The organism is Variovorax ginsengisoli, assembly GCF_030486595.1.
GTDB classification, from domain to species: Bacteria; Pseudomonadota; Gammaproteobacteria; order Burkholderiales; family Burkholderiaceae_C; genus Variovorax; species Variovorax ginsengisoli_B.
The window spans coordinates 33,488-58,497 of sequence record NZ_JAUJZH010000001.1; the positions used below are offsets into that span (position 1 = coordinate 33,488).

Here is a 25,010-nt window from a genome sequence, read left to right on the forward strand (position 1 = left end):
CTCAAATGAAAAAGGGTTGCCCGAGGACAACCCTTCCGACCGGCAATCCGGTTCGTCGTCTTACTTCTTGTCGCCGCCCGGCACCTTGCCTTCGACGCCCTTGACGTAGAAGTTGACGCCGCTCAGGAACTTGTCGTCGGCCACCGCGCCGGCAGCGACCACTTCCTTGCCGTCCTGGTCGACGATCGGGCCCTTCCAGATCGAGAAGCTGCCGTCCTTCAGGCCCTTCTTGATTTCCTCGACCTTGGCCTTGGTCTCGGCCGGCACGTCCTCGGCGATCGACACCAGGTCGATCGCGCCTTCCTTGACGCCCCACCAGGTCTGGCCGGTCGCCCATTTGCCGTCCAGCACGTCCTGCACCGCCTTGGTGTAGTAGGGCGTCCAGTTGATGATGGCCGAGCCCAGGTGGGCCTTCGGGCCGTAGGCGGTCATGTCGGAATCCCAGCCGAAGGCGCGCTTGCCCTTTTCCTGGGCGGTCTTGAGCACGGCCGGCGAGTCGGTGTTCTGGAACAGCACGTCGGCGCCGCCGTTGATCAGCGCGGTGGCGGCCTCGGTTTCCTTGGGCGGGCTGAACCATTCGTTGACCCACACCACCTTGGTCGAGATCTTCGGGTTGACCGACTGGGCACCCAGCGTGAAGCTGTTGATGTTGCGCAGCACCTCGGGGATCGGCACCGAGCCGACCACGCCCAGCGTGTTGCTCTTGGTCATCGAGCCCGCGATCACGCCGGCCATGTAGGCGCCTTCGTAGGTACGGCTGTCGTAGGTGCGCATGTTCTCGGCCGTCTTGTAGCCGGTGGCGTGCTCGAACTTCACTTCCTTGTTGTCGGCCGCGACCTTGAGCATCGGTTCCATGTAGCCGAAGGTGGTGCCGAAGATCAGCTTGTTGCCCTGGCCCACCATGTCGCGGAACACGCGCTCGGCGTCGGCGCTCTCGGGCACGCTCTCGACGAAGGTGGTCTTGATCTTGTCGCCGAATTCCTTCTCGATCGCCTTGCGGGCGTTGTCGTGCGCGAACGACCAGCCGCCGTCGCCGACCGGGCCGACGTAGGCGAAGGCGATGTTCAGCGGGGCCTTCGGTGCCGGTGCCGCAGCGCTGGGCGCCGGGGCGGCAGGCGCCGCGGCGGGGGCTGCTGCTTCTTCCTTCTTGCCGCAGCCGATGAGGGCGGCCGAAGCGACTGCGGTCAGGGCAGCCAGCTTGAGCAGGGAACGCTTGTTCAGATCATTCATTGTTCGAAATCCTCGAAGGACGGGTTGGCGGAGAAACAAAAGGAAACGTGATTATGAGCCGCGCGGCCGCTCCGGAGGCGAATTCCGAAGCGCTGCTGCGCGAGGACTAGTGAGACCTTGCGGGACAGATCAAGAAAGTGCGCAGTAGTTTTTGCTCTGTCCTCAACTGATCAGGAGCCGGGGTAGAAGGGTTTCCCAATCGAAGCCGGCATGTTGACGCGGATAAACGCCGGGTTGCGCGAGATCAATGCCAGCACCACGATCGGCGCGATATAGGTCAGCATGCTGAGGAACTGGCTCGGGATGTTGACCCCGGTGCTCTGCAGGTGGAAGCCCAGCATCGACACCCCGCCGAACAGGTAGGCGCCGAGCAGCACCCGCACCGGGCGCCAGGTCGCGAAGGTGGTGAGCGCGAGCGCGATCCAGCCGCGTCCGGCCACCATGCCCTCGACCCACAGCGGCGTGTAGACGGTCGACAGGTAGGCACCCGCCAACCCGCACAGCGCGCCGCCGGCGATCACCGCCAGGAAGCGGATGCGCCGCACCGGATAGCCCAGCGCGTGCGAGGACTCGGGCGACTCGCCGACCGAGCGCAGCACCAGGCCGGCGCGCGTGCGGTACAGAAACCAGATCAGGCCGATGGTCAGCAGCACCGCGAAATAGACCATCGGGTGATGGCGGAACAGCGCCGGCCCGACCAGCGGGATGTCGCCCAGCACCGGCAGCGCGTAGGACACGCTCTCGGGCAGCTTGGCCTGCACGAAGTTGATGCCCGCGAAGGCCGAGAAACCGACCCCGAACAGGCTCAGCGCAAGCCCGGTGGCGTACTGGTTGGTGTTGAGCCAGATCACCAGCACGCCGAAGAAGGCGGCCAGCAGCGCCCCGGCCGCCATCCCGGCCAGGAAGCCGAGCCAGGTGTTGTGCGTGACCACCACCGTGGCGAAGCCGGCGATCGCGGCGCACAGCATCATGCCCTCGGCGCCGAGGTTGACGATGCCGGCCTTTTCGTTGATCAGGAGACCCAATGCCGCGATCGCGAGGACGGTGCCGGCACTGAGCGTGGAGCCGAGCAGGAGTGCGTAGCTTTCCATCATGCGGCTCCTTCGGTGGGACGGGCGACGGGGGCCGTCAGGGGTGTGCTCGCTTGAAGCGAACCGGTTCCGGAGGTCGAGGCGATCACCTTGACCGCTGCCTTGCGCCGGATCCGGTAGGCGATCAGCGTGTCGCAGGCCAGCAGCGTGAACAGCAGCAGGCCCTGGAACACGCCGGTCAGCGACTTGGGCAGGCCGAGCCGCGACTGGGCCAGCTCGCCACCGATGTAGAACATGCTCATGAGGATCGCCGAGAAGATCATGCCGACCGGGTGCAGCCGGCCGACGAAGGCCACGATGATCGCGGCGAAGCCGTAGCCGGCGGGAACGTAGGGCGTGAGCTGGCCGATCGGGCCCGCCACTTCGAGCGCACCCGCCAGGCCGGCCGCGCCGCCCGAGGTCAGCAACGCGATCCAGACCGCGCGCCGGGCCGAGAAGCCCGCGTAGCGCGCGGCCGCCGGCGCCAGCCCGCCGACCTGCTGCGCGAAGCCGGCCCGGGTGCGGAACAGGAACACCCACAGCGCCGCCGAGCCGGCCAGCGCGATCAGCAGGCCGATGCTGACGCGCGAGCCCTTCAGCAGCCGCGGGATCTGGGTCACGGCCTCGAAGGTCTTGGTCTGCGGGAAGTTGTAGCCCTGGGGGTCCTTCCACGGGCCGTAGACCATGTAGCCCAGCAGCAGCACCGCGACGTAGACCAGCATCAGGCTCACCAGGATCTCGTTGGCGTTGAACCTGTCGCGCAGGAAGGCGACGATGCCGGCCCAGACCATGCCGCCCAGGATCCCGGCGACCAGGATCGCGGCCACGATCCACGACCCGGTCGACTTGTCGGCCAGCAGCGCGACGCCGCCGGCGCAGATGGCGCCGAACACGAACTGCCCCTCGGCGCCGATGTTCCAGACATTGGAGCGGAAGCACACGGCCAGGCCGAGCGCGATGATCAGGAGCGGCGTCGCCTTGACCATCAGCTCGCCCAGCGCATAGCTGCTCTTGATCGGCTCCCAGAAGAAGACCGCGAGGCCCTTGACCGGGTCCTTGCCGAGCAGGGCGAACAGCACCATGCCGATCAGCACGGTGATCAGCAGCGCCAGGATCGGCGAGCCATAGCTCCAGAAACGCGAGAGCTGCGGGCGGGGTTCGAGCTTAAGCATGGGCCACCTCCGTGGCTGCCTTGGCAGCATGTGGCGAAGCGTCCCAGAGGCCGCTCATCCATTCGCCGATCTGCGGCACCGTGGCGGCCGCGCGATCGATCGAGGGCGAGAGGCGGCCCTTGGCGATGACATGCAGGCGGTCGCAGATCTCGAACAGCTCGTCGAGCTCCTCGCTGACCACCAGCACCGCGCAGCCGGCATCGCGCAGCGCCAGGATCTCGCCGCGGATCAGCGCCGCGGCGCCGACGTCCACGCCCCAGGTCGGCTGCGAGACGATGAAGATCTTCGGGTCGGCGTCGATCTCGCGCCCGACGATGAATTTCTGCAGGTTGCCGCCCGACAGCGAGCGTGCCGCCGCGTTTGGCCCGCCGGCCTTGACGTTGAAGCGCTGGATGATCTTGGCGGCGTGCTGCTGCAGCGCGCCGGTCCGGATCCAGCCGCCCTTGCCGACCGCGTTGCTGCGGGTCAGCAGCATGTTCTGCGCCAGCCCCAGGGTCGGCACGGCGCCGCGGCCCAGCCGCTCCTCGGGCACGAAGTGCAGCCCCAGCGCGCGGCGCCGGCGCGGCCTGAAGTGGGCCGCCGGCTGGCCGAAGACCTCGATCATGCGGGCCTCGGCCCGCGTGTCCTCGCCCGACAGGGCGTAGAGCAGTTCCTTCTGGCCGTTGCCCGAGACGCCGGCGATGCCCACCACCTCGCCGGCGCGGACGTCCAGGGAGATGCCGTCCAGGTCGACGCCGAACTGGTCCTCGCGCGCCAAGGTGAGGCCCTTGACCTGCATCGCCACCGCGCCCGCATGGATCGGCCGGTGTTGCAGCGGCGGCGGCTCGGCGCCGATCATCAGCCTCGACAGCGATTCGTTCGATTCGTTCTGCGGATTGCACACCCCCGTGACCTTGCCGCCGCGCAGCACGGTGCAGGCCGTGCACAGCTCGCGGATCTCGTGCAGCTTGTGACTGATGTAGAGGATGCTGCAGCCCTCGGAGGCCAGCTTCTTGAGCACCACGAACAGCTTCTGCACCGCCTGCGGCGTCAGCACCGAGGTCGGCTCGTCGAGGATCAGCAGCTTGGGGTCGGTCAGCAGCGCGCGAATGATCTCGACCCGCTGCATCTCGCCGACCGACAGCGTGTGGACCGGCCGCGCCGGGTCGATGTCCAGCCCGTATTCGGCCGCCTTGGCCTGGACCCGGCGCGCCACCTCGGCCAGCGCCAGGCTCTTGTCCAGCCCGAGCCAGACGTTCTCGGCCACGGTCAGGGTGTCGAACAGGGAGAAATGCTGGAACACCATGCTGATGCCCAGCGCCCGCGCCTCCTGCGGGTTGCGCACGTTGACCGGCTGGCCGTTGAACATCACGCTGCCTTCATCGGGCTTGACCGAGCCGTAGATGATCTTCATCAGCGTGGATTTGCCGGCGCCGTTCTCGCCGAGGACCGCGTGGGTTTCGCCGGGCGCCACCGTCAGCGAAACGTCGCTGTTGGCGACCACCGCGGGGTAGCGCTTGGTGATGTGCGCGAGCTGGAGTCTGTGGATTGTCATGCCTGTGCCTGGCCGTTGGGTTTCAGGGACGCATTGTCGTCAGTGTCCGCCGATATAGATGAACTTGAACAGGAAAACGCCGCCGATCAGCCACACCATCCAGTGGACCTTGCGGGCCTGGCCAGTGAACAGCTTCAGCACCGCGTAGGTGATGAAGCCGAACGCCAGGCCGTTGGCGATCGAATAGGTGAAGGGCATGACCAGCGCGGTGACCGCCGCCGGAATCACTTCGGTGGTGTCTTCCCAGTCGAGTTCGGTCAGTTCCCTAAGCATCAAACAGGCCACGAAGAACAAGGCCGGTGCCGTGGCATAGGCCGGCACCGCGCCGGCCAGCGGCGAAATCACCAGCGCCGCCAGGAACAGCACCGACACCGTCAGCGCCGTGAGCCCGGTGCGGCCGCCGGCCTGGACGCCGGCCGCGCTCTCCACGTAGGCGGTGGTGCTGGACGTGCCCAGGAGCGAACCGGCGAAGATCGCGCCGCTGTCGGCCAGCAGCGCCTTGTTGAGCCGGTCCATCTTGCCCGGCACCAGCAGGCCGGCGCGGCGGGCGACGCCCATCAGGGTGCCGGTGGCGTCGAACAACTCGACCAGGAAGAACACCAGGATCACGTTGAGGATGCCGCCGGTGAGCGCCGCCTTGATGTCCAGCTGCAGGAAGGTCGGCGCGATCGACGGCGGCGGCGCGAAGATGCCGTGGAAGACGTTGCCGCCGAAGAAGAAGGACAGCACCGTCACCGCGATGATGCCGATCAGGATCGCGCCCGGCACCTTGAGCCGGTCGAGCACCACGATCAGGAAGAAGCCCAGCGTGGCCAGCACCACTTCGGGCGTGTGCAGGTCGCCGAGCGTGACGTAGGTCGCCTTGGAGGGCGCCACGATGCCGGCGCTCTTGAGCGCGATGATCGCCAGGAACAGCCCGATGCCGACCGTGATGGCGACCCGGATCGAATGCGGGATGCCGCGGATGATCAGCTCGCGCAGCTTGAACACCGTGACCAGCAGGAACAGGCAGCCCGAGACGAACACCGCGCCCAGCGCCGCCTGCCAGGTGAAGCCCATCTGGCCGACCACCACGTAGGCGAAATAGGCGTTCAGGCCCATGCCGGGCGCCAGCGCGATCGGGTAGTTGGCGTAGAGCGCCATGATGGCGGTGCCGAGCGCCGCGATCAGGCAGGTGGCGACAAAGACCGCGTCCTTCGGCATGCCCGCGTCGCCGAGGATCGACGGGTTGACGAAGATGATGTAGGCCATCGTCAGGAAAGTCGTGAGGCCCGCCACCAGTTCGGTGCGCACCGTGGTGTTGTGCTCCCTGAGCTTGAAGAGCCTTTCGGCCCAGCCGCTGGCGGCGGGGCGTGGCGTGGTGGCGTGCCCGGTGGGCACCGTGTCTGTCCGGTTCATCGCATTTGTCTCCGTCTCGTTTCTTTGGGCTCGTGGCGTTCCTGTCCGTATCGCGACGCCGGCGCGAAATTCTTGTGCGGTCTAGTCGGGACCGGCCGCGGCGGGCGGCGGCCGCAGCGACGCCGCCACCGCCTTGGTGCGCTCGCGCAGCCAGCGCGCCGAACTCGAGGAATGAGTGCGCTCGTGCCACAGCTGGTAGTACATGAGGCGCGGCAGCGGCACCGGGCAATCGAGGATCGCGACCGGCAGCCGGTCGACGAAGCGCTCGCAGTACTGGCGGCCGGTGGTCAGCACCAGCAGGCTCGAGGCCACCATGTCGGGAATCAGCCCGAAGTGGGCGCAGCGGGCCATGATGTTGCGCTGCCGGCCCATCTCGTCGAGCATCTGGTCGATGATCCCGCGGGCCCCCGGATGCGTCGGCGTCGGCGCGATGTGCTCGGCCGCGAGCCAGCTCTCCAGGTCCCAGCCGCGCCGCACCGCCGGATGGTCCTTGTTGACCATCGAGACGATCTCGTCGCCGAAGAGCCGCGCCATGTGCAGGTCTTCCGGCGGCTTGAGCCAGTTGCCGACCACCACGTCGACCTGGCCCAGCGAGAGGTGCGCGTGGTAGTCCGAATCGGACGACAGCGGATGGATCTCGATGTGGCACAGGGGCGCCTGGCTCTTGATCTGCGCCACCAGCAGCGGCAGGAACTGCGGGTCCATGTAGTCGCTGGCGGCGATCCGGAAGGTGGTGGCGGCGGTCTGCGGATCGAAGCCGCGGGCGTCGCTGAACAGCACCTCGGCCGAGCGCAGGATGGCGGCCGCCGGCTCGATCATGCGCAGGCCGGCATCGGTCGGCACCATGCCCGAGCCCGAGCGCACCAGCAGCGGGTCGCCGGACAGCTCCCGCAGCCGCTTGAGGGCGGCGGAAACGGCGGGCTGGTACATCCCCAATCGGATGGCGGCTCGCGAGACGCTGCGGTCGGTCAGCACGGTGTGTAGAACCCGGATGAGGTGAAGATCGATCTTGTCGAGAAGCGCTTGGTCTCTCATGACTGCCCGCCGTGGTCTGGAATGTGCGGGCAGTTATACAGCGCGGCAATCACATGGAAAGGCCCTCAGGCGCCGGCCTGGACCGCGGTGATCGCGTTCAGGATCGCCTCGCTGGTGGCGGGCGCGCGCAGCGGCGGGTCGACCTTGTGCTCGCCGGCCGCAGACACCGCATCGCGGATCGCGAAGAAGACCGAGAACGGCAGCAACAGCGGCGGCTCGCCGACCGCCTTGCTGCGGTGGATCGAGTCCTCGAAGTTCTGGCCCTCGAACAGCCGCACGTTGAACACCGGCGGGCAGTCGTTGGCGGTCGGGATCTTGTAGGTGCTCGGCGCGTGGGTGGTCAGCAGGCCGGTCTTGGGATGCCAGACCAGCTCTTCGGTCGTGAGCCAGCCCATGCCCTGGATGAAGGCACCCTCGACCTGGCCGATGTCGACCGCCGGGTTCAGCGACTTGCCGGCATCGTGCAGGATGTCGGCGCGCAGAAGCTTCCACTCGCCGGTCAGCGTGTCGACCACGACCTCGCTCACCGCCGCGCCGTAGGCGAAGTAGAAGAACGGCCGGCCGAACATCTTGTCCTTGTCCCAGCTGAGGCCCGGGGTGGCGTAGAAGCCGTCGGACCAGAGCTGCACCCGGTCGAGGTAGGCCTCGCCGACCACGGTGCCGAAGGGCAAGGTGCGGCCGTTGACCTCGACCTTGTCGTTGGCGAAGCGCACCTGCGACGCCTCGCCGCCATGGCGCGCCGCGGCGCAGGCGGCCAGCCGTTCGCGGATCTGGCGGGCGGCGTCCTGCGCCGCCTTGCCGTTCAGGTCGGCACCGGTCGAGGCGGCCGTGGCCGAGGTGTTGGCCACCTTCTGGGTGTCGGTCGCTGTCACCCGCACGCTCTCGAAGCTGACGCCGAGCTCGTGCGCCACCACCTGCGCCACCTTGGTGTTCAGGCCCTGCCCCATCTCGGTGCCGCCATGGTTCACCAGGATCGAGCCGTCGGTGTAGACATGGACCAGCGCGCCGGCCTGGTTGAAGTGCTTGACGTTGAACGAGATGCCGAACTTGAGCGGCGCCAGCGCGATGCCGCGCTTGAGCACCGGGCTCTTGGCGTTGAAGGCCGCGATCTCCTCGCGCCGCGTGCGGTAGCTGCTGGTGGTCTCGAGTTCGGCCACCAGCTCGTGGATGATGTTGTCGCTCACCAACTGGCCGTAGGGCGTGACGTTGTTCTCGCCCTTGCCATAGAAATTGACGCGCCGCACGTCGAGCGGATCGCGGCCCAGTTCGCGCGCCACGCTGTCGAGGATGTTCTCGATCGCGATCGCGCCCTGCGGCCCGCCGAAGCCGCGGAAGGCGGTGTTGCTCTGGGTGTTGGTCTTGCCCGAGTAGCCGTGCATGGCGACGTCGGGCAGCCAGTAGGCATTGTCGAAATGGCACAGGGCGCGGGTCATCACCGGGCCCGACAGGTCGGCCGAATGGCCGGCGCGGGAGACCATCGAGATCTCGGCCCCGAGGATGCGGCCCTCGTCGTCGTAGCCGACCTCGTATTCATACCAGAAGCAGTGCCGCCGGCCGGTGATCATGAAGTCGTCGTCGCGGTCGAGCCGCAGCTTGACCGGGCGCTGCAGCTTGCTGGCGGCGACCGAGGCCACGCAGGCGAACAGGGCCGACTGCGACTCCTTGCCGCCGAAGCCGCCGCCCATGCGCCGGCACTCGACATGCACCTCGTTGGCCTGCAGGTGCAGCGCATGCGCCACCAGGTGCTGCATCTCGCTCGGATGCTGGGTCGAGCAGTAGACGTGCATCGCGCCGCCCTCCTTGGGGATCGCATAGCTGATCTGCCCTTCGAGGTAGAACTGCTCCTGGCCGCCGACGTCGAGCTCGGCCTTGAGGCGGTGCGGCGCCCTGGCGATCGCGGCCTGCGCGCCGCCTTCGTTCGTGCTGCGCACCAGGTGCATCGGCGGCACCACGTACTGGCCCCTGGCATGCGCGTCCTGCGGCGTCAGCACCGGCGGCTGCGCCTCGATGTCGAGTGCGTCCTTGGCGCGGGCCGCGGCGCGGCGGGCGGCGTCGCGGGTCTCGGCGATCACCGCGAACACCGGCTGGCCCAGGTAGCGGATGTCGCCGCTGCACAGGATCGGGTCGTCATGGACGATCGAGCCGCAGTCGTTGCTGCCCGGAATGTCGGCGGCGGTGAGCACCGCCACCACGCCCGGCATCGCGCGGATGGCGTCGAGCCGGACGCCCGTGAGCCGGCCGTTGGCCACCGGCGACAGGCCCAGCGCGCAGTGCAGCGTGCCGGCGAGTTCGGGGATGTCGTCGATGTAGGTGGCCTCGCCGGCGACATGGAGCTGGGCCGACTCGTGCGGACGGCTGATGCCGACGCGGGCGCCATCGTCATGCGCGCGGGCCTCGGCCTTGGCGTCGATGCGCGCGGCGGTGTTGGTCAGGTAGTCGGCGAAGGCCTCGGCCGACTGGAACAGGCTGGGATCGAGGGGTTTGTTCATGTCAGGCTCCTTGCACGGCCTCGAGGGCGGCGTGGGGCATCACGCTCCAGACGCTGGTGGCTTCAACCGGCAGCGGGTCGTTGGTGCGCGTTTCCAGCCACAGCCGCTGCAGCAGGTTCTGCGCCACCTGCAGCCGGTAGTCGGCGCTCGCGCGCATGTCGGTCAGCGGCTTGAAATCCTGCGCCAGCGCCAGCTTGGCGGCGTTCACGCTGGCCTGGGTCCAGGGCTTCCCGGCCAATGCGGCTTCGGCCTGCGCGGCGCGCTTGACGGTGGCTGCCATGCCGCCGAAGGCCAGGCGGATCTCTTTCACCACCTCGCCGTCGATCGCGATCGCGAAGCCGGCGCACAAGGCCGAGATGTCGCAGTCGAAGCGCTTGCTGATCTTGTAGGCGCGCAGCTGGCGCCCGAGCGCCGACAGCGGCACCGCCAGACCCTGCACGAATTCGCCCGGCTCGAGCTTGTTCTTCATGTAGTCGACATAGAACTCGGGCAGCGGCATCCGCCGCACGCGCTCGCCGCGGCGCAGTTCGATCTCGGCGTCGAGCGCCATCAGCACCGGCGGCGAATCGCCGATCGGCGAGCCATTGGCGACATTGCCGCCCATGGTGCCCGCGTGGCGGATCGGCGGTGAGGCGAAGCGCAGCCAGACATCGGTCAGGCTCGGCGCCCGCTGCACCAGGGCAGCGAAGGCGTTCTCGAGCGAGGCACCGGCGCCGATGTAGAGCTCGGCCGCCGCGCCGCTGCCGCGCTCCTCGATCAGCTTCAGCTCGGCCACGTCGCCGACCGAGATGATGTCGCCGAGGTCGCGGAACTGCTTGTTGACCCAGAGCCCGACGTCGGTCGACCCCGCGAGCAGCTGGGCGGCCGGCTTGGCTTCGCGCAGCGCGGCGAGTTCGGCCAGCGTGGTCGGCGCATGGAAATGGTCCAGCCGCTGCCCCAGGGGCGCGGCGTAGTCGAAGGTGGCGTCGTGCTTCAGGCTGGCGAGCGCCTCGACCACCGGCGCGGTGTCCAGCCGCACGCCCGGCAGGTCGAACATGCGCTGGCCGGCGTCGAGGATCGGCCGGTAGCCGGTGCAGCGGCACAGGTTGCCCGACAGGTCGTCGGCCAGCTGCTGCCGGGTCGGCTGGGTGCCGCCCTCCTGGTGGTGCTCGTAGGTCGACCACAGCGACATCACGAAGCCGGGGGTGCAGAAGCCGCACTGCGAGCCATGGCAGTCGACCATCGCCTGCTGGACCGGGTGCAGCCGCTGCACCGGGTGCTTCTCGTGCCGCGTCGCATCGTGCCCGTGGCCGCACTGCGCCTTCAGGTCCTCGACCGTGAACAAGGCCTTGCCGTGCAGGGTGGGCAGGAACTGGATGCAGGCATTGACGGTCGACAGGCGCAAGCCGCCGACCGCGCCCTTCTCGCCCGGCTCGGCCAGTTCGCCGACGACCACGGTGCATGCACCGCAGTCGCCCTCGTTGCAACCCTCTTTGGTGCCGGTGCAGCGCACGTCCTCGCGCAGCCAGTCGAGCACCGAACGGGTCGGATGGACGCCGCTGACGTCGACGATTCGGCCGCGATGGAAAAAGCGGATCGGTTGGGTGCTCGGGGTCATGCGCATCTCGTGGGTGGGTTCTGTCAACGCTCTGGAACGATCAAAAATCGGGCCATGTCGAAGTTAGTACTTTGCCGCATGCCATGCATACGGTCCCACCCATAGCGCCTATGTGGTGTCCGGTATGTGGCGATAGGGAAAACCCTTGGAGCAGGCCGCATGGACCATTGTCGAGTCAGGCGCCCTCGCTGAACAGTTCCCGGATCACCTGCCGCAGCCAGCGGTTGGCCGCATCGCCCTCGAAGCGCTTGCTCCAGTGCAGCGAGACGCTGAAGTCGCGCAGCGGAAAGGCCGGCTCGACGATCGCGTAGCCGCCCTCCTGCGCGAAGCCGCGGGCGATGTTGCGCGGCATCACCACCGCCAGGTCGGTGGCCCGCACGATCGCCGGCAGCACCATGAAGTGTTCGGTGGTCAGCCGCACCCGGTCCTCGAGGTTGAGCAGCTGCAGGATCCGCAGGGTTTCGGCGTGGGTGCGCACGGCCACGTACTCGAGTGTCTGCAGCGCGTCGAGCAGCGCCCCGCTGTTGCGCCGGCCGCGCGTGAACGGATGGCCCGCGCGCAGCAGCACGATGTAGCGGTCCTTCAGCAGGTGCGCGCGCTGGGTGTCGCGCACCTTCGGCAGGAAACCGAAGGCGAAGTCGATCCGGCCGTTGTCCAGCGCCGGGGCGATCTCGGCCGGTGGCAGCGGCAGCGTCTCCAGCCGCACCCCGGGCGCCAGCGCGCCCAGGCGGGCCATCAGGACCGGCAGGAAGCGGCCCTCGCCGATGTCGCTCATGTGGATGCGGAAGGTCTTGCGCGAGGCCGAGGGCTCGAAGCGATCGGGCTCGTTGAGCGCCTCCTCGAGGGTGCCCAGCGCCGCCTGCACCGCCACCGCCAGCCGGTCGGCGCGCGGCGTCGGCGCGACGCCGCCCGGCGCCCGCATGAAGAGCGCGTCCTTGAGCAGCAGGCGCAGCCGGCCCAGCCCGTGGCTGGCGGCCGGCTGGGTCAGGCCCAGCGCCTCGGCCGCCCGGCTCACGCTGCGGGCCCGGTAGACGGCGTCGAACAGCCGCAGCAGGTTCAGGTCGATCGAATCGATATGCATGGCGTTCATGTTGCTTAGTCTGATTATTTTATTGATGACTGCTGACCGCCCCGCGACACTGGCGGCCGGCCGGTGAGCCGACCCCGGCGCCGCTCTGCCCCCGCCACCCCAGCCCTCCGGCAAACAGGAATCCGTCTCTTGGAAGTTTCATTCAGCAAGGAAATCGAGGCCCTGCGCCTCGGTGCCGGCGACACCTTTCACGGCGAGGGCATCCTCGCGATCACCAAGGCACTGCTGCAGTCCGGCGTGGCCTACGTCGGCGGCTACCAGGGCGCGCCGGTGTCCCACCTGCTCGACGTCATGGTGCAGGCCAAGCCCTACATGGACGAACTCGGCGTGCACGTCGAGGCCTGTTCCAACGAAGCCTCGGCGGCGGCCATGCTCGGCGCCTCGATCCACTATCCGCTGCGCGGCGCCGTCACCTGGAAGTCGATCGTCGGCACCAACGTGGCGGCCGACGCGCTGTCCAACCTGTCGTCGCCGGGCGTCAAGGGCGGCGTGCTGATCGTGGTCGGCGAGGACTACGGCGAAGGCGCCTCGGTGATCCAGGAGCGCACGCATGCCTACGCGCTCAAGTCCAGCATGTGCCTGCTCGACCCGCGGCCCGACCTCGGCGTGATGGTGGACATGGTCGAGCACGGCTTCCGGCTGTCGGAGTTCTCCAACATGCCCTGCATGATGGAGCTGCGCATCCGCACCTGCCACGTGCGCGGCAGCTTCGAATGCAGGGACAACCTGCCGCCCGCCATCTCGACCCGTGCACTCATGGCGGAGCCGGCCGGCTTCGACTACATGCGGCTCGCGCATCCGCCCGTCACCTTCCGCCACGAGAAGCTCAAGGGCGAGGAGCGGCTGCCGGCCGCGCGCCGCTACATCGCCGAGCACAAGCTCAACGAACTGATCCCGGGCACGCATGCCGACCTCGGCATCGTGGTGCAGGGCGGTCTCTACAACGCGCTCATCCGCAGCCTGCAGCAACTCGGCCTGGCGGATGCCTTCGGCGCCACCGATGTCCCGCTGCTGGTGCTCAATGTCGCCTATCCGCTGGTGCCCGAGGAAGTGGCGGATTTCTGCGTCGGCAAGCGCGCGGTGCTGGTGGTCGAAGAGGGGCAGCCCGAATACATCGAGCAGGAGATCGCGACCTTGCTGCGCCGGCGCGACATCCAGACGCCGCTGCACGGCTGCGACATGCTGCCGGCCGCCGGCGAATACGGCGTCGAGGTGCTGGCCACCGGCGTCGGCCGCTTCGCCGAGCGCTACCTGCCGGACCATGCGCACGGCTCGGCCCGCACCTGGCTGGCGGGCAACATCGACCGCCGCGCCGCGGTCGCGACCCGGCTCGACGCCCCGCTGCCCATTCGGCCGCCGAGCTTCTGCATCGGCTGCCCCGAGCGGCCGGTGTTCGCAGCGCTCAAGCTGGCCCAGCAGGACAGCGGCCCGGTCCACATCGCGGCCGACATCGGCTGCCATGCCTTCGGCACCTTCGAGCCGTTCTCGATGGGGCATTCGATCCTCGGCTACGGCATGAGCCTGGCGAGCCGCGCCGGCGTGTCGCCGATGATGCAGCGGCGGGCGCTGTCGATCATGGGCGACGGCGGCTTCTGGCACAACGGCCTTCTCACGGGCGTGCAAAGCGCACTCTTCAACGGCGACGATGCGGTGCTGCTGATCTTCAAGAACGGCTACACCTCGGCCACCGGTACGCAGGACATCATCTCCACGCCCGACGACGAGGTCAAGGAGCGCGCGGTCGACAAGCAGCAGAGCCTGGTCGACAAGAACCAGACCATCGAGGCCACGCTCAGGGGCCTGGGCGTGCAGTGGCTGCACACGGTCCACACCTACGACGTCGACAAGATGCGCAAGACGCTCAATGACGCCTTCACCAGCGACTTCAACGGCCTCAAGGTGATCGTCGCCGAGGGCGAATGCCAGCTCGAGCGGCAGCGCCGCATCAAGCCGTGGATCGCCAGCCTGCTCAAGAGAGGCGAGCGGGTGGTGCGCGTGAAGTACGGCGTCGACGAGGATGTCTGCAACGGCGACCATGCCTGCATCCGCCTGTCGGGCTGCCCGACGTTGACGATCAAGGACAACCCGGACCCGCTCAAGGTCGATCCGGTGGCGGTCGTGATCGACGGCTGCGTGGGCTGCGGCCTGTGCGGCGCCAACGCCCATGCCGCCACGCTGTGCCCGAGCTTCTACCGCGCCGAGGTGGTGCAGAACCCGAAATGGCACGAACGCCTGCTGCACGGACTGCGCGGCGCATTCGTCCGACTTCTCCAACCCGCATGATGAACCGCACCCAACCCACCACCCTGCTCATCTGCGCCCTCGGCGGCGAAGGCGGCGGCGTGCTGACCGAATGGCTGGTCGATGCCGCGCGCCATGCGGGCTACGCGGCGCAGAGCACCTCGATCCCCGGCGTGGCGCAGCGCACCGGTGCCACCACCTACTACGTCGAGGTCTTCCCGGTGCCGCTGGCCGAGCTCGGCGGCCGCCGACCGGTGTTCAGCCTGAGTCCGGTGCCGGGCGCGCTCGACGCCATCGTCTCGTCCGAACTGCTCGAGACCACGCGCCAGATCGGCAACGGCATGAGCGCGTCCGAGCGCACGCTGGTCATCACCTCCTCGGCCCGCACCCTGACCACCGCCGAGCGCATGCAGCCCGGCGATGGCCGCGCCGATGCCGGCCGGCTGCTCGAAGTGGTCAAGGCCTTCAGCCGCGAGCACCACGTGTTCGACATGGGGGCCGCGGCACGCGAGGCCGGCACGGTGGTCAGTGCCGTGATGCTCGGCGCGATCGCCGGCAGTGCACTGTTCCCGTTCCCGCGCGCGGCCTTCGAGCGAGCGGTGCGGGGCGGCGAAGTCGACAAGCCGAGCAAGATGGCTGCCGCCAGCCTGCGCGGCTTCGATGCCGCCTTCGAAGCAGTCAACGCGCCGCGAGAGCAGGCCGCCATGGTGACCCGCCTGCTGGACAGCGCGAGCGGCGAGCGCGCGCTGCCGACGCCGCTGCCGCCGGCCGTGGCCGCCCGGTTCCCGGCGCCGATGCACGACCTGCTCGCGCTCGGCCATGCGCGGGTGCTCGACTACCAGGACGCCGCCTACGCCGCGCTCTATGTCGAGCGCCTGGCCCAGGTGCTGGCCGCCGAGCGCGCGGCCGATCCGGCAGCCGCCCACGGCTACTCCACCACGCGGGAGATGGCGCGCTGGCTGGCCTTGTGGATGGCCTTCGACGACATCGTGCGGGTGGCCGAACTCAAGAGCCGCGCCAGCCGGGCGCTCCGCGTGCGCGGCGAGGTCAAGGCCGGCGACGACGACATCGTCAAGGTGTACGACCACTTCAAGCCCGGAGCGCCCGAGTTCGCGGCGCTGTTGCCGGCCCCGCTGGCGCATCGCGTGACCGCCTGGGACCGGCGCCGTTCGACGCCCTGGGCGATGCCGCTGAAGGTCGGCAGCCATTCGGTGATCGGCATGGCCTCGCTGCGGCTGCTGGCGTCGCTGCGCTGGCTGCGCAAGCGCGGCAGCCGCTTCGCCGAGGAGCAAGCGCTGATCGCCCGCTGGCTCGACGCCGTGGTCGCCGGCACTCGCAGCGACTGGCGACTGGGCCACGAGATCGCGCTCTGCGGCCGCCTCATCAAGGGCTACGGCAGCACCAACGAGCGCGGCAAGGCCAACCTGCTGCACGTGATCGACCACCTGGCGACGGCACCGCTGCCCGACGGCTCGCCGGCCGCGCGCGCCACGGCGATCGCGGCAGCGCGCGAAGCCGCGCTGGCGGACGAGGCCGGCAAGGCGCTCGACGCGGCGCTGGTGCGCCACGGCGCGCCGCCGCGGCCGGTGGTCGCGCAGCCGATTCGATGGATGAAGCGCAAGCCGCAGGCCGGCGCCACGCCCGCCCAATCAAGGTAAATGCCGATTCACGGTGCGTCGATTCTTATAAAAAATAACCGATTCGCACCGCGCCGAGCTTCCCGATCCGACAACACCCGCAAGGAGACACATCCCATGACCCCTATCCGCTTCATGACTTCGGCCACCGGCCGCGCCGTGCTGGCACTTTCGGCCACGCTGGCACTGGCAGCCGGTGCCGTTCATGCACAGGACAAGCCGGTCAACCTCAAGATGTCGAGCTGGGTGCCGGCGCAGCATCCGCTCAATCCGTCGCTGCAGGCCTGGGCCGACGACATCAAGAAGGCCTCGAACGGCACCATCACCGCGACGCTGTTCCCGTCGGAGCAGCTCGGCAAGGCCTTCGACCACTACGACATGGCGCGCGACGGCATTGCCGACTTCGCCTACATCAACCCGGGCTACCAGCCGGGCCGCTTCCCGATCATGGCCGGCGCGTCGCTGCCCTTCCTGTTCGCCAACGGCAAGGGCGGCTCGGCCGCCATCGACGAATGGTACCGCTCCTACGCGGCGAAGGAGATGAAGGACGTGAAGTTCTGCTTCGCCTTCGTGCACGACCCGGGCACCTTCCACGCGCGCAAGAAGATCACGCTCCCGACCGACATCAAGGGCATGAAGATCCGCCCCGCCACGAGCACCATCGGCCAGATGGTCACCTCGCTGGGCGGCACCAACGTGCAGGCGTCGGCGCCCGAGTCGCGCGACATGCTGGAGCGCGGCGTGGCCGACGCGATCACTTTCCCGTGGGGCTCGATCGGCCTGTTCGGCATCGACAAGGTGGTCAGCTACCACATGGACGTGCCGCTCTACGTCACGCCTTTCGTCTGGGCCATGAACCAGAGCAAGTACGACAGCATGTCGCCGGCGCAGAAGAAGGTCATCGACGACCACTGCACCAGCGAATGGGCCGAGAAGGTCGCCACGCCGTGGGCCGACTTCGAGTTCGCGGGCCGCGCCAAGATCGCCGGCCAGGCGGGCCACGAGATCTACAAGCTCACGCCCGAGCAGCTCGACGCCTGGCGCAAGGCCACGGCGCCCGGCGAGGCGCAATGGGCCGAGGGCGTGAAAAAGGTGAGCCAGGACCCGAAGGCCGTGATGGACGCGCTCAAGGCCAGCCTGGCCAAGAACAAGTCGGCGCTCTGAGCCGGGCGGGGTTCGAATGAACGACGCAGCCGCGCCGACCCGACCCCGCGTGGGGGTCATGGACCGGATGATCAATTCCATCGAGTGGCTGGCCGCCATGTTCGTGGGGATCGTCGCGCTCAACATCTTCCTGGCGGTGGTGCTGCGCAAGTTCTTCAACACCTCGATCCCCGACTCCTACGACTTCGGCCGGATGCTGCTGGGCATCCTGATCTTCTGGGGCATCGCGGCCACCAGCTACCGCGGTGGCCACATCACGGTCGACCTGGTCTGGACCGCCGCCGGGCCGCGCATGAAGCGCTGGATCGACGTCTTCGCGACGCTGGTGCTGCTGTTCGTGGTCGCGGTGCAGACCGCCATGCTGTTCGACAAGGTGCGCGGCACCTATGTCGACAACGTGCTGACCTACGACATGAACATCCCGACCTGGCCCTTCTACGCGGTCGCTTGGCTCGGCGACGTCTCGGCCGTGGTGCTGATCGCGATCCGCACGTACCGACTGATCTTCCATCCCGAATTGCTCGAAGAGACCAAGCCCGAAATGAAAGCTGACGAATGAGCGCCGCGCCGGGCCGCCCCAAGCAAGCTCGCGCCCCCTCGGGGGGCAGCGCAGTACACGAAGTGGCAAGCGTGGGGGCATCATGAGCACTGATGCGATCGCCGTTCTCGGCTTTGTTGTTCTCTTCGCACTGATGCTGCTGCGCGTGCCGGTCGGCATGGCGATGGGCCTGGTCGGCGTCACCGGCTACGCCTGGATCGTCGGCCCCGGCCCGGCGCTCAAGCTGGTCGGCCAGACCTCGATGCGCACGGTGACCGACTACACCTTCGGCGTCATCCCGATGTTCATGCTGATGGGCGCGCTGGTGTCGGTGTCGGGGGTCAGCCGCGAGCTGTTCAAGGCCGCGAACTCGATGATCGGCCATCTGCGCGGCGGGCTCGGCGTGGCCACCGTGCTGGCCTGCGGCGGCTTCGCGGCGATCTGCGGCTCGTCGGTGGCCACCGCCGCCACCTTCTCGGCCGTGGCCTATCCGGAGATGCGGCGCTTCAACTACCCGCAGTCGTTCTCGACCGGCGTGATCGCGGCCGGCGGCACGCTGGGTGCCATCCTGCCGCCGTCGACCGTGCTCGCGGTCTACGCCATCCTCACGCAGCAGGACATCGGCAAGCTCTTCATGGCCGGCATCGTGCCGGGCATCCTGGCGATGGCGATGTACGTGATGACCATCGCGATCATCGTGCGGGTGCGGCCCGACTGGCTGCCCGCCGGCCAGCTCCGGCCCTGGGCCGAGCGGCTGGCCGACCTGAAGAACGTCTGGGCGCCCCTGGTGCTTTTCGTCTTCGTGATCGGCGGCCTGTACGGCGGCTTCTTCACGCCGACCGAGGCCGGCGGCGTCGGCGCCAGCGGCGCCTTCATCCTCGGCCTGCTGCGCCGCAAGCTCGACGGCCCGAAGATCCGCGAGGCGCTGCTGTCGGCCACCCGCACCGCGGCGGCGGTCTTCACGGTGCTGATCGGCGCCCTGCTGTTCGGCTATTTCCTCACCATCACGCAGAGCCCGCAGAAGCTCACCGAATTTCTCACCAGCCTGGGCATCGGCCGCTACGGCGTGCTGGCGCTGATCATGCTGATGTACCTGGTGCTCGGCTGCCTGATGGACGCGATGGCGATGATCATCCTCACCGTGCCGATCATCTTCCCGGTGATCGTCCACCTGGGCTTCGATCCGATCTGGTTCGGCGTCATCATCGTGATGACGGTCGAGCTCGGGCTGATCCATCCGCCGGTGGGCATGAACGTCTTCGTCATCAAGAGCGTGGTCAAGGACGTCAGCTTCACGACCATCTTCAAGGGCGTGCTGCCCTTCATCCTGACCGACATCCTGCGGCTGGTGATCCTGATCGCGTTCCCGATCATCGCGCTCTGGCTGCCGACCAAGATGGGTTGACGACGCCGGCCAGCCAGGGCCGGGCAGGCGACACAATCTCGCATGCATCCTTCAAACGCACCGACTTCCGCCTGGATCGACACCGACATGGGCTTCGACGATCTGGCGGCCGTGCTCACGGTCACGCAGACGCCGCCCTGGCGGGTCGACGGCATGTCGCTGGTGGCGGGCAACGCGCCGCTCGAGGTGGTGATCGACAACGCCTTGCGCTCGGCCGCCTGCTTCGGCTGGGACTTTCCGATCCACGCCGGCAGCGACGGTCCGCTGGTCGGCGAACTGGTCACGGCGCAGAACATCCTCGGCGCGGACGCCATGGCCTCGGCCGGCCGCAGCCTGCCGCGGACGCGCGCCCCGCTGGCATCGAGCGACGCGGTGGCCGCGCTGATCGACCATCTCTCGGCCGCGGACCAGCCGGTCACGCTGCTTGCGCTCGGGCCGCTCACCAACATCGCGCGCGTACTGCAGCGCCGCCCCGAATTGGCAACGCGCATCGGCCAGCTGATGTGGATGGGCGGCAGCGCCGGGTCGGGCAACCACACGGCGGCTGCCGAATTCAATGCGGCGGTCGACCCGGAGTCGATCAATGCGCTGCTCGACGCCGGCGTGGCGCTGCATATGGTCGGCCTCGATGCCTGCAGGCAGGTGCGCGTGCATGCGGCCGACGCCGAGGCCCTGCGTGCCGTCGGCACCGACAAGGCCGAGCTGCTGGCCGACCTGCTGCTCGGCTATGTGCGCATCGCGAGCCCGGCGGGCACGTTGCCGATGTCGCTCTACGACCCGACGGCCGCCGCGGCGCTGGTGGCGCCCCACGGAATGAGCTTCAGGCCGGCCCACCTGGTGGCCGAATGCAAGGGCGAGCACACCCGCGGCATGACCGTGGTCGAGTGGCGGGTGCCCAGGCGCGCGGCGGCCAACGCGCAGGTGGCCAGCGTGGCCGACGAGACCCAGCTGCGGCGCGTGGTGCTGGACGCCCTCGCGCGCGCCGCGCGATGAACCCGCGCTAGTCCCGCAGCACCCAGCCGTCGGGCACGGCCTTCAGCAGCGGACTCTCGAACACGCCGACCACCCGCGCGGCACGCTCGGCCCCGAGCTTGTCGACCCAGCGGCGACCCTGCAGCATCGCGACCCCGCAGGCCACCACATCGCCGCCCAGCGACTCGACCAGTTCCCAGGCCGCGAGCAGCGTGGTGCCGGTGCTGACCGCGTCGTCGACCAGCACCAGGCGCCGGCCCTCGATCAGCGGACGCAGGTGGGGGTCGAGATAGATGCGCTTGCCCGGCGTCGGCGAGGTGATCGAGTGCACCGGCGCGGACAGCGCCTCGTCGTACCAGAATTTGCGCGAGTAGCCCATCGGGAGATAGCGCGCATGGCCCAGCGCACGCGCGACCACCGGCGCCAGCGTGAGCCCCAGCGTGGGCAGGCCGATCACCAGCTCGGGCGCCTGCGGCGCCAGGCGCTGCGCCAGCATGGCGCCCAGCGTGTCGACCACCTCGAGCGAGGCGTGGTTGACCAGCAGCGATGCCACGGCATGCGCCGGCTCGGCCGCAAGCTGCCGGATCGGCAGCATCAGCACGCGGCCGTCCGGCAGGCGGGCCGGATAGCCGAAGCGCCAGGGCGCATCGGGCCGCTCGACCGCATCGGCCGCGACGATGCGCTGCCAGTGGCCGGTGGTGGCTTCGGTGAAATGCCCGGTCATCATCAACTCCGCTGTGGCGCCAGCTGGCGCGACGGATCGGGCACCGGCGTGGCGGCCAGCAGGCGCTGGGTGTAGGGGTCGCGCGGCGCATTCAGCACCGCGTCCGCATCGCCGCTCTCCACCACCCGGCCCTGGTGCATCACCATCACGCGGTCGGCCATGGCGCGCACCACGCCGAGGTCGTGGGTGATGAAGAGATAGGCGAGCTGGCGCTCCCGCTGCAGGTCGAACATCAGCTTGAGGATCTGCGCCCGCACCGAGACGTCGAGCGCCGACACCGGCTCGTCGGCAACGATCAGCGCCGGATTCGATGCCAGCGCGCGGGCGATGCCCACCCGCTGGCGCTGGCCGCCCGAGAGTTCGTGCGGCAGGCGGTGGCGGAAGTGCGCGGCCGCGAGGCCGACCTGCTCCAGCAGCGCATCGACCTCGACCGCGGCCGCGCGGGCGTCGAGTCCGCGGTGCCAGGTCAGCGGCAGGGCGACGCTCTGCCCGATGGTGCGGCGCGGATTGAGCGAACCGCCGGTGTCCTGGAACACCACCTGCACCTCGCGGCGAAAACTGCGCGCAGCCTCGCCGGAGTGGGTCGCGACGTCCATGCCCTTGTAGAGGATGGTGCCTTCGCTCGGCGCTGTGAGGCCCAGCAGCATGCGCCCGAGCGTGGTCTTGCCGCTGCCGCTTTCGCCGACCAGGGCGAGCACCTCGCCGGCGCGGATCGACATCGAGACGCGGTCGACCGCGCGCTGCATCTGCCGGGCGCGGAACAGCCCGCCGCTCGCGCGCACCGGGAACAAGCGGCTGAGCTCGCGGGCTTCGAGCAGGACCGGGGTCGCTTCGTTCATGATGCCGCAGCCTCTTTGCGTTGCCAGGCGTCGGCGGCCAGCGCTTCGTCGCTGCGCAGGCAGCGGTCGGCGCCGGCGCTCCGGGTTCGCAGCGCCGGCGTGCCACTGTCGCAAAGGCCGGCACGGGCGATCGGACAGCGCGGATGAAAGCGGCAGCCTGCGGGCCAGTGGCCGGCGATCGGCACGCTGCCCGGAATCGAGAACAGCGAATGGGCGCGCGACTGCGGACTCAGGATGCTGGCCAGCAGGCCCTGCGTGTAGGGATGGCGGGGCGCCGCGAACAGCGGCGCGACCTCGTTGGCCTCGACCACCTGGCCGGCGTACATGACGTTGACCCGCTGGCAGGTCTCGGCCACCACCGCCAGGTCGTGCGTGATCAGCAGGATGCCGAGGTCGAGTTCCTTGCGCAGCCGCATCAGCAGCTTCAGGATTTCAGCCTGGACCGTGACGTCGAGCGCCGTGGTCGGCTCGTCGGCGATCAGCAGCGCGGGCCGCATCGCCAGCGCGCTCGCGATCAGGATGCGCTGGCGCATGCCGCCCGAGAGTTCGTGCGGATACTGGCGCGCGACCCGTGCGGCGTGCGGCAATTCCATCAGGTCGAGCAATTCGAGGACGCGCGCCTCCAACCCGTCGGTGCGTCCGTGAGCGCGCAGCGGCTCGGCGATCTGGCGGCCGACCGGCATCAGCGGATCGAGGTAGCTGGTGGGGTCCTGGAACACCATGCCCACGCGGGCGCCGCGCACCGCCCGCAGTTCGGCGGCCGGCAGCCGGGCCAGGTCGCGGCCTTCGAGCAGGACCTGCCCGGCGGCCACCCGCGCCAGCGGCGACGGAAAGAGGTTCATCAGCGCGAAGGCCGTCATCGACTTGCCCGAGCCCGATTCGCCGACCAGGCCCACGGCCTCGCCGCGGCGCACCGTGAGCGACAGGTCGTTGACCACCCGCAGCGCGGCCGCGCCCTGCCCGATGTCGACCGACAGCCCGCGCACGTCGAGCAGCAGATCCGAATCGCTCATTTCGGGCCTCGCGGATTCAGGGCGTCGTTGAGCGCGTCGCCGAAGACATTGAACGACAGCACGGTGAGCGCGATCGCGAGGCCCGGGAAGGCCGACATCCACCAGGCGCTGCGCAGGTACTGCTGGGCGTCGTTGAGCATCGCGCCCCAGGACACGTGGTTCGGATCGCCGAGGCCGAAGAAGCTCAGGCTGGCCTCGATCAGGATGGCCATCGCGATGTCGAGCGAGCCCAGCACGATGATCGGCGCCGCCACGTTGGGCAGGATCTCACGCACGATGATCGCGCCGTGGCCCATGCCCGCCACCCGCGCCGCGTCGACGAACTGCGATTGCGCCAGCGCGGCCACCGAGGCCCGCACCACCCGCGCCAGCTGCGGCCAGGAGAGCGCCGCGATCACCACGATCATCTTCAGCACGCTGGTGCCGAACAGCGCGATGACGATCAGCGCCACCACGAAGCGCGGCAGCGTCTGGAAGAACTCGGCGATGCGCATCAGCAAGGTGTCGAGCCAGCCGCCGAAGTAGCCCGCCAGCGCGCCGACGACGACGCCGACGACCACCGCGATCAGCGCGCTCAGCACGCCGACGGTCAGCGAGATGCGGCTGCCGAAGACCACCCGGGCCCAGATGTCGCGGCCCAGGTCGTCGGTGCCGAGCCAGTGGCCCGGCGACAGCGGTTCGAGCAGCGCGTTGTCGCCGCCGCCGAGCGGGTCGTGGCCGGTGGCCAGCGGCGCGAACACGGCCAGCCCGAACAGCAGCGCGAGGAAGGCCAGCGCGAGCAACGTCGTCGGCCGCCGCAGCAGGCGCCGCCGGAAGCCGGCCTTCTGGAAGGGCGTGCCCACCGCGGGGGCCGTCATCGTCAGTGTGATCGGGTCGCTCATGCGCGTTCGATCCGGGGATCGATCCATCGGTGGATGATGTCGGTGACCAGGTTGGCGATCACCACCGTGACCGACACCATCAGGAGGATCGCCAGCATCACCGGATAGTCGCGCTTGGAGATCGATTCGTAGAGCAGCCGCCCGATGCCGGGCCAGGCGAACACGGCCTCGATCAGCGCCGAGCCGGCGAGCACGAAGCCGACGTTGTAGCCGATCACCGTGAGCACCGGCGCCGCGGCATTGCGCAGCGCGTGCACCACCACCACCGTCCACTCGGAGGCGCCGCGCGAGCGCGAAGCCAGGATGAAGTCGGCGTTCATCACCTCCAGCATCGCGGCGCGCGTGATGCGCGTGATCAGCGTGAGGTAGCGCAGCGACAGCGCAAGGGCCGGCAGCACCAGGTAGGACAGGTGCTGCACGAAGCCGTCGAAGCCGGGCAGCGTGCCGCGCACCGGGTTGTTGCCTTGCGACGGCAACCATCCCAGCCAGATCGCGAACACCAGGATCAGCAGCTGGCCGAGCCAGAAGTCGGGAATCGCGTAGCCCGCCGACGAGGCGCCCTGGATCGCCGAGTCGACCAGGCCGCGGCCCGGGCGCGTGGCGGCGCGGGCCGCGACGACGCCGAACAAGATGCCCATGACGCTGGCGAAGGCGAGTGCGCTCAGGGTGAGTTCGAGCGTGGCACCCAGCCGTTCGAAGATGAGCGTCGACACCGGCTGCTGGTTGGCGAACGAATAGCCGAAGTCGCCCTGCGCCACCTTGGCCAGGTAGCGCAGCAGCTGGACCCACACCGGCTGGTCGAGCCCGAACTCGCGGCGCATCTGGTCGAGGTACTCGGGCGGCGCCGGGAAGTCGCCCACCAACAGCGTGATCGGGTCGCCCGGCGTGAAGGCGATCAGCAGGAAGTTGAGCACCACCACCGCGAGCAGCAGCGGGATCGCATGCAGCAGGCGCCGCAGGATGAAGGAAGACATCGAGAGA

Annotated in this window: 20 protein-coding genes; 6 read left to right on the forward strand and 14 right to left on the reverse strand. The window is 69.0% G+C overall.

The window, feature by feature from the left end; genetic code table 11:
- Nucleotides 1-60: 60 nt before the first annotated feature.
- The 9 genes from QZH52_RS00175 to QZH52_RS00215 all read right to left on the reverse strand — a co-directional run bounded on the left by QZH52_RS00175 (nucleotide 61) and on the right by QZH52_RS00215 (nucleotide 12,615).
- Nucleotides 61-1,230 carry a BMP family ABC transporter substrate-binding protein gene (locus QZH52_RS00175; RefSeq protein ID WP_286371539.1) on the reverse strand — a complete coding sequence of 390 codons (1,170 nt, stop codon included), beginning with the start codon at nucleotides 1,228-1,230 and terminating at the stop codon, nucleotides 61-63.
- A gap of 170 nt (nucleotides 1,231-1,400) precedes the next feature.
- A complete protein-coding gene (locus tag QZH52_RS00180; RefSeq protein WP_286536639.1) occupies nucleotides 1,401-2,321 on the reverse strand; it encodes an ABC transporter permease in 921 nt (306 codons plus the stop codon).
- Nucleotides 2,321-3,472, reverse strand: coding sequence for an ABC transporter permease (locus QZH52_RS00185; RefSeq protein WP_301802196.1), 1,152 nt, complete (start codon nucleotides 3,470-3,472; stop codon nucleotides 2,321-2,323). Before QZH52_RS00185 ends, QZH52_RS00180 begins: the two co-directional genes overlap by 1 nt.
- The gene (locus QZH52_RS00190; protein WP_286536641.1) at nucleotides 3,465-5,006 is read right to left on the reverse strand and encodes an ABC transporter ATP-binding protein; all 1,542 of its coding nucleotides are present in this window, start codon (nucleotides 5,004-5,006) and stop codon (nucleotides 3,465-3,467) included. Before QZH52_RS00190 ends, QZH52_RS00185 begins: the two co-directional genes overlap by 8 nt.
- Before the next feature lie 39 nt (nucleotides 5,007-5,045).
- Nucleotides 5,046-6,404, reverse strand: coding sequence for an NCS2 family permease (locus QZH52_RS00195; protein ID WP_286527753.1), 1,359 nt, complete (start codon nucleotides 6,402-6,404; stop codon nucleotides 5,046-5,048).
- Between the two features lie 81 nt (nucleotides 6,405-6,485).
- Nucleotides 6,486-7,439 carry a LysR family transcriptional regulator gene (locus tag QZH52_RS00200; protein WP_301802207.1) on the reverse strand — a complete coding sequence of 318 codons (954 nt, stop codon included), beginning with the start codon at nucleotides 7,437-7,439 and terminating at the stop codon, nucleotides 6,486-6,488.
- 65 nt (nucleotides 7,440-7,504) lie between these two features.
- A complete protein-coding gene (xdhB, locus tag QZH52_RS00205) occupies nucleotides 7,505-9,928 on the reverse strand; it encodes a xanthine dehydrogenase molybdopterin binding subunit (RefSeq protein ID WP_301802209.1) in 2,424 nt (807 codons plus the stop codon).
- Between the two features lies 1 nt (nucleotide 9,929).
- Nucleotides 9,930-11,531 (reverse strand): xanthine dehydrogenase small subunit, encoded by a 1,602-nt coding sequence (gene xdhA / locus QZH52_RS00210; RefSeq protein ID WP_286536752.1) that lies wholly within the window; start codon nucleotides 11,529-11,531, stop codon nucleotides 9,930-9,932.
- A 169-nt stretch (nucleotides 11,532-11,700) separates the two neighbouring features.
- Complete coding sequence (locus QZH52_RS00215) at nucleotides 11,701-12,615, reverse strand: LysR family transcriptional regulator (protein ID WP_301802211.1); 915 nt, start codon at nucleotides 12,613-12,615, stop codon at nucleotides 11,701-11,703.
- A 129-nt stretch (nucleotides 12,616-12,744) separates the two neighbouring features.
- On the opposite strand from QZH52_RS00215, the gene QZH52_RS00220 reads away from it, so the two are divergent.
- The 6 genes from QZH52_RS00220 (at nucleotide 12,745) to QZH52_RS00245 (ending at nucleotide 20,593) form a co-directional block, all read left to right on the forward strand.
- Nucleotides 12,745-14,898, forward strand: coding sequence for a thiamine pyrophosphate-dependent enzyme (locus QZH52_RS00220; protein WP_301802212.1), 2,154 nt, complete (start codon nucleotides 12,745-12,747; stop codon nucleotides 14,896-14,898).
- Nucleotides 14,898-16,514, forward strand: a complete 1,617-nt coding sequence (locus QZH52_RS00225) for an indolepyruvate oxidoreductase subunit beta family protein (RefSeq protein WP_301803310.1) — start codon at nucleotides 14,898-14,900, stop codon at nucleotides 16,512-16,514. The genes QZH52_RS00220 and QZH52_RS00225 overlap by 1 nt, the downstream gene beginning before the upstream one ends.
- Nucleotides 16,515-16,610: 96 nt before the next feature.
- Nucleotides 16,611-17,657 carry a TRAP transporter substrate-binding protein gene (locus QZH52_RS00230; RefSeq protein WP_301802213.1) on the forward strand — a complete coding sequence of 349 codons (1,047 nt, stop codon included), beginning with the start codon at nucleotides 16,611-16,613 and terminating at the stop codon, nucleotides 17,655-17,657.
- A gap of 16 nt (nucleotides 17,658-17,673) precedes the next feature.
- Nucleotides 17,674-18,216 (forward strand): TRAP transporter small permease, encoded by a 543-nt coding sequence (locus QZH52_RS00235; RefSeq protein WP_301802215.1) that lies wholly within the window; start codon nucleotides 17,674-17,676, stop codon nucleotides 18,214-18,216.
- Between the two features lie 82 nt (nucleotides 18,217-18,298).
- Nucleotides 18,299-19,600, forward strand: a complete 1,302-nt coding sequence (locus QZH52_RS00240) for a TRAP transporter large permease (protein ID WP_301802217.1) — start codon at nucleotides 18,299-18,301, stop codon at nucleotides 19,598-19,600.
- Nucleotides 19,601-19,642: 42 nt separating this feature from the next.
- Nucleotides 19,643-20,593, forward strand: coding sequence for a nucleoside hydrolase (locus QZH52_RS00245; RefSeq protein WP_301802219.1), 951 nt, complete (start codon nucleotides 19,643-19,645; stop codon nucleotides 20,591-20,593).
- Between the two features lie 7 nt (nucleotides 20,594-20,600).
- On the opposite strand, the gene QZH52_RS00250 is transcribed toward QZH52_RS00245, so the two are convergent.
- Genes QZH52_RS00250 through QZH52_RS00270 form a run of 5 tightly spaced genes read right to left on the reverse strand, consistent with a single transcriptional unit; the run spans nucleotide 20,601 to nucleotide 25,003 of the window.
- Nucleotides 20,601-21,296, reverse strand: coding sequence for a phosphoribosyltransferase (locus QZH52_RS00250; protein ID WP_301802222.1), 696 nt, complete (start codon nucleotides 21,294-21,296; stop codon nucleotides 20,601-20,603).
- A gap of 2 nt (nucleotides 21,297-21,298) precedes the next feature.
- On the reverse strand, nucleotides 21,299-22,135 hold the full coding sequence (locus tag QZH52_RS00255) for an ATP-binding cassette domain-containing protein (protein WP_301802224.1): 837 nt from the start codon (nucleotides 22,133-22,135) through the stop codon (nucleotides 21,299-21,301).
- Complete coding sequence (locus tag QZH52_RS00260) at nucleotides 22,132-23,148, reverse strand: ABC transporter ATP-binding protein (RefSeq protein WP_301802226.1); 1,017 nt, start codon at nucleotides 23,146-23,148, stop codon at nucleotides 22,132-22,134. The genes QZH52_RS00255 and QZH52_RS00260 overlap by 4 nt, the downstream gene beginning before the upstream one ends.
- The gene (locus QZH52_RS00265; RefSeq protein WP_301802228.1) at nucleotides 23,145-24,029 is read right to left on the reverse strand and encodes an ABC transporter permease; all 885 of its coding nucleotides are present in this window, start codon (nucleotides 24,027-24,029) and stop codon (nucleotides 23,145-23,147) included. The genes QZH52_RS00260 and QZH52_RS00265 overlap by 4 nt, the downstream gene beginning before the upstream one ends.
- Complete coding sequence (locus QZH52_RS00270; RefSeq protein ID WP_301802230.1) at nucleotides 24,026-25,003, reverse strand: ABC transporter permease; 978 nt, start codon at nucleotides 25,001-25,003, stop codon at nucleotides 24,026-24,028. Before QZH52_RS00270 ends, QZH52_RS00265 begins: the two co-directional genes overlap by 4 nt.
- Nucleotides 25,004-25,010: the final 7 nt, after the last annotated feature.

What these genes read in the sequence shown, in the direction of transcription:
- QZH52_RS00255 (WP_301802224.1), bottom strand. Translation starts at nt 22,135, where the DNA reads ATGAACGAAGCGACCCCGGTCCTGCTCGAAGCCCGCGAGCTCAGCCGC.
- QZH52_RS00250 (WP_301802222.1), bottom strand. Translation starts at nt 21,296, where the DNA reads ATGACCGGGCATTTCACCGAAGCCACCACCGGCCACTGGCAGCGCATC.
- QZH52_RS00240 (WP_301802217.1), top strand. Translation starts at nt 18,299, where the DNA reads ATGAGCACTGATGCGATCGCCGTTCTCGGCTTTGTTGTTCTCTTCGCA.
- xdhA (WP_286536752.1), bottom strand. Translation starts at nt 11,531, where the DNA reads ATGCGCATGACCCCGAGCACCCAACCGATCCGCTTTTTCCATCGCGGC.
- QZH52_RS00200 (WP_301802207.1), bottom strand. Translation starts at nt 7,439, where the DNA reads ATGAGAGACCAAGCGCTTCTCGACAAGATCGATCTTCACCTCATCCGG.
- QZH52_RS00260 (WP_301802226.1), bottom strand. Translation starts at nt 23,148, where the DNA reads ATGAGCGATTCGGATCTGCTGCTCGACGTGCGCGGGCTGTCGGTCGAC.
- QZH52_RS00265 (WP_301802228.1), bottom strand. Translation starts at nt 24,029, where the DNA reads ATGAGCGACCCGATCACACTGACGATGACGGCCCCCGCGGTGGGCACG.
- QZH52_RS00195 (WP_286527753.1), bottom strand. Translation starts at nt 6,404, where the DNA reads ATGAACCGGACAGACACGGTGCCCACCGGGCACGCCACCACGCCACGC.
- QZH52_RS00185 (WP_301802196.1), bottom strand. Translation starts at nt 3,472, where the DNA reads ATGCTTAAGCTCGAACCCCGCCCGCAGCTCTCGCGTTTCTGGAGCTAT.
- QZH52_RS00270 (WP_301802230.1), bottom strand. Translation starts at nt 25,003, where the DNA reads ATGTCTTCCTTCATCCTGCGGCGCCTGCTGCATGCGATCCCGCTGCTG.
- QZH52_RS00225 (WP_301803310.1), top strand. Translation starts at nt 14,898, where the DNA reads ATGAACCGCACCCAACCCACCACCCTGCTCATCTGCGCCCTCGGCGGC.
- QZH52_RS00230 (WP_301802213.1), top strand. Translation starts at nt 16,611, where the DNA reads ATGACCCCTATCCGCTTCATGACTTCGGCCACCGGCCGCGCCGTGCTG.
- QZH52_RS00180 (WP_286536639.1), bottom strand. Translation starts at nt 2,321, where the DNA reads ATGGAAAGCTACGCACTCCTGCTCGGCTCCACGCTCAGTGCCGGCACC.
- QZH52_RS00175 (WP_286371539.1), bottom strand. Translation starts at nt 1,230, where the DNA reads ATGAATGATCTGAACAAGCGTTCCCTGCTCAAGCTGGCTGCCCTGACC.
- xdhB (WP_301802209.1), bottom strand. Translation starts at nt 9,928, where the DNA reads ATGAACAAACCCCTCGATCCCAGCCTGTTCCAGTCGGCCGAGGCCTTC.
- QZH52_RS00190 (WP_286536641.1), bottom strand. Translation starts at nt 5,006, where the DNA reads ATGACAATCCACAGACTCCAGCTCGCGCACATCACCAAGCGCTACCCC.
- QZH52_RS00245 (WP_301802219.1), top strand. Translation starts at nt 19,643, where the DNA reads ATGCATCCTTCAAACGCACCGACTTCCGCCTGGATCGACACCGACATG.
- QZH52_RS00215 (WP_301802211.1), bottom strand. Translation starts at nt 12,615, where the DNA reads ATGAACGCCATGCATATCGATTCGATCGACCTGAACCTGCTGCGGCTG.
- QZH52_RS00235 (WP_301802215.1), top strand. Translation starts at nt 17,674, where the DNA reads ATGAACGACGCAGCCGCGCCGACCCGACCCCGCGTGGGGGTCATGGAC.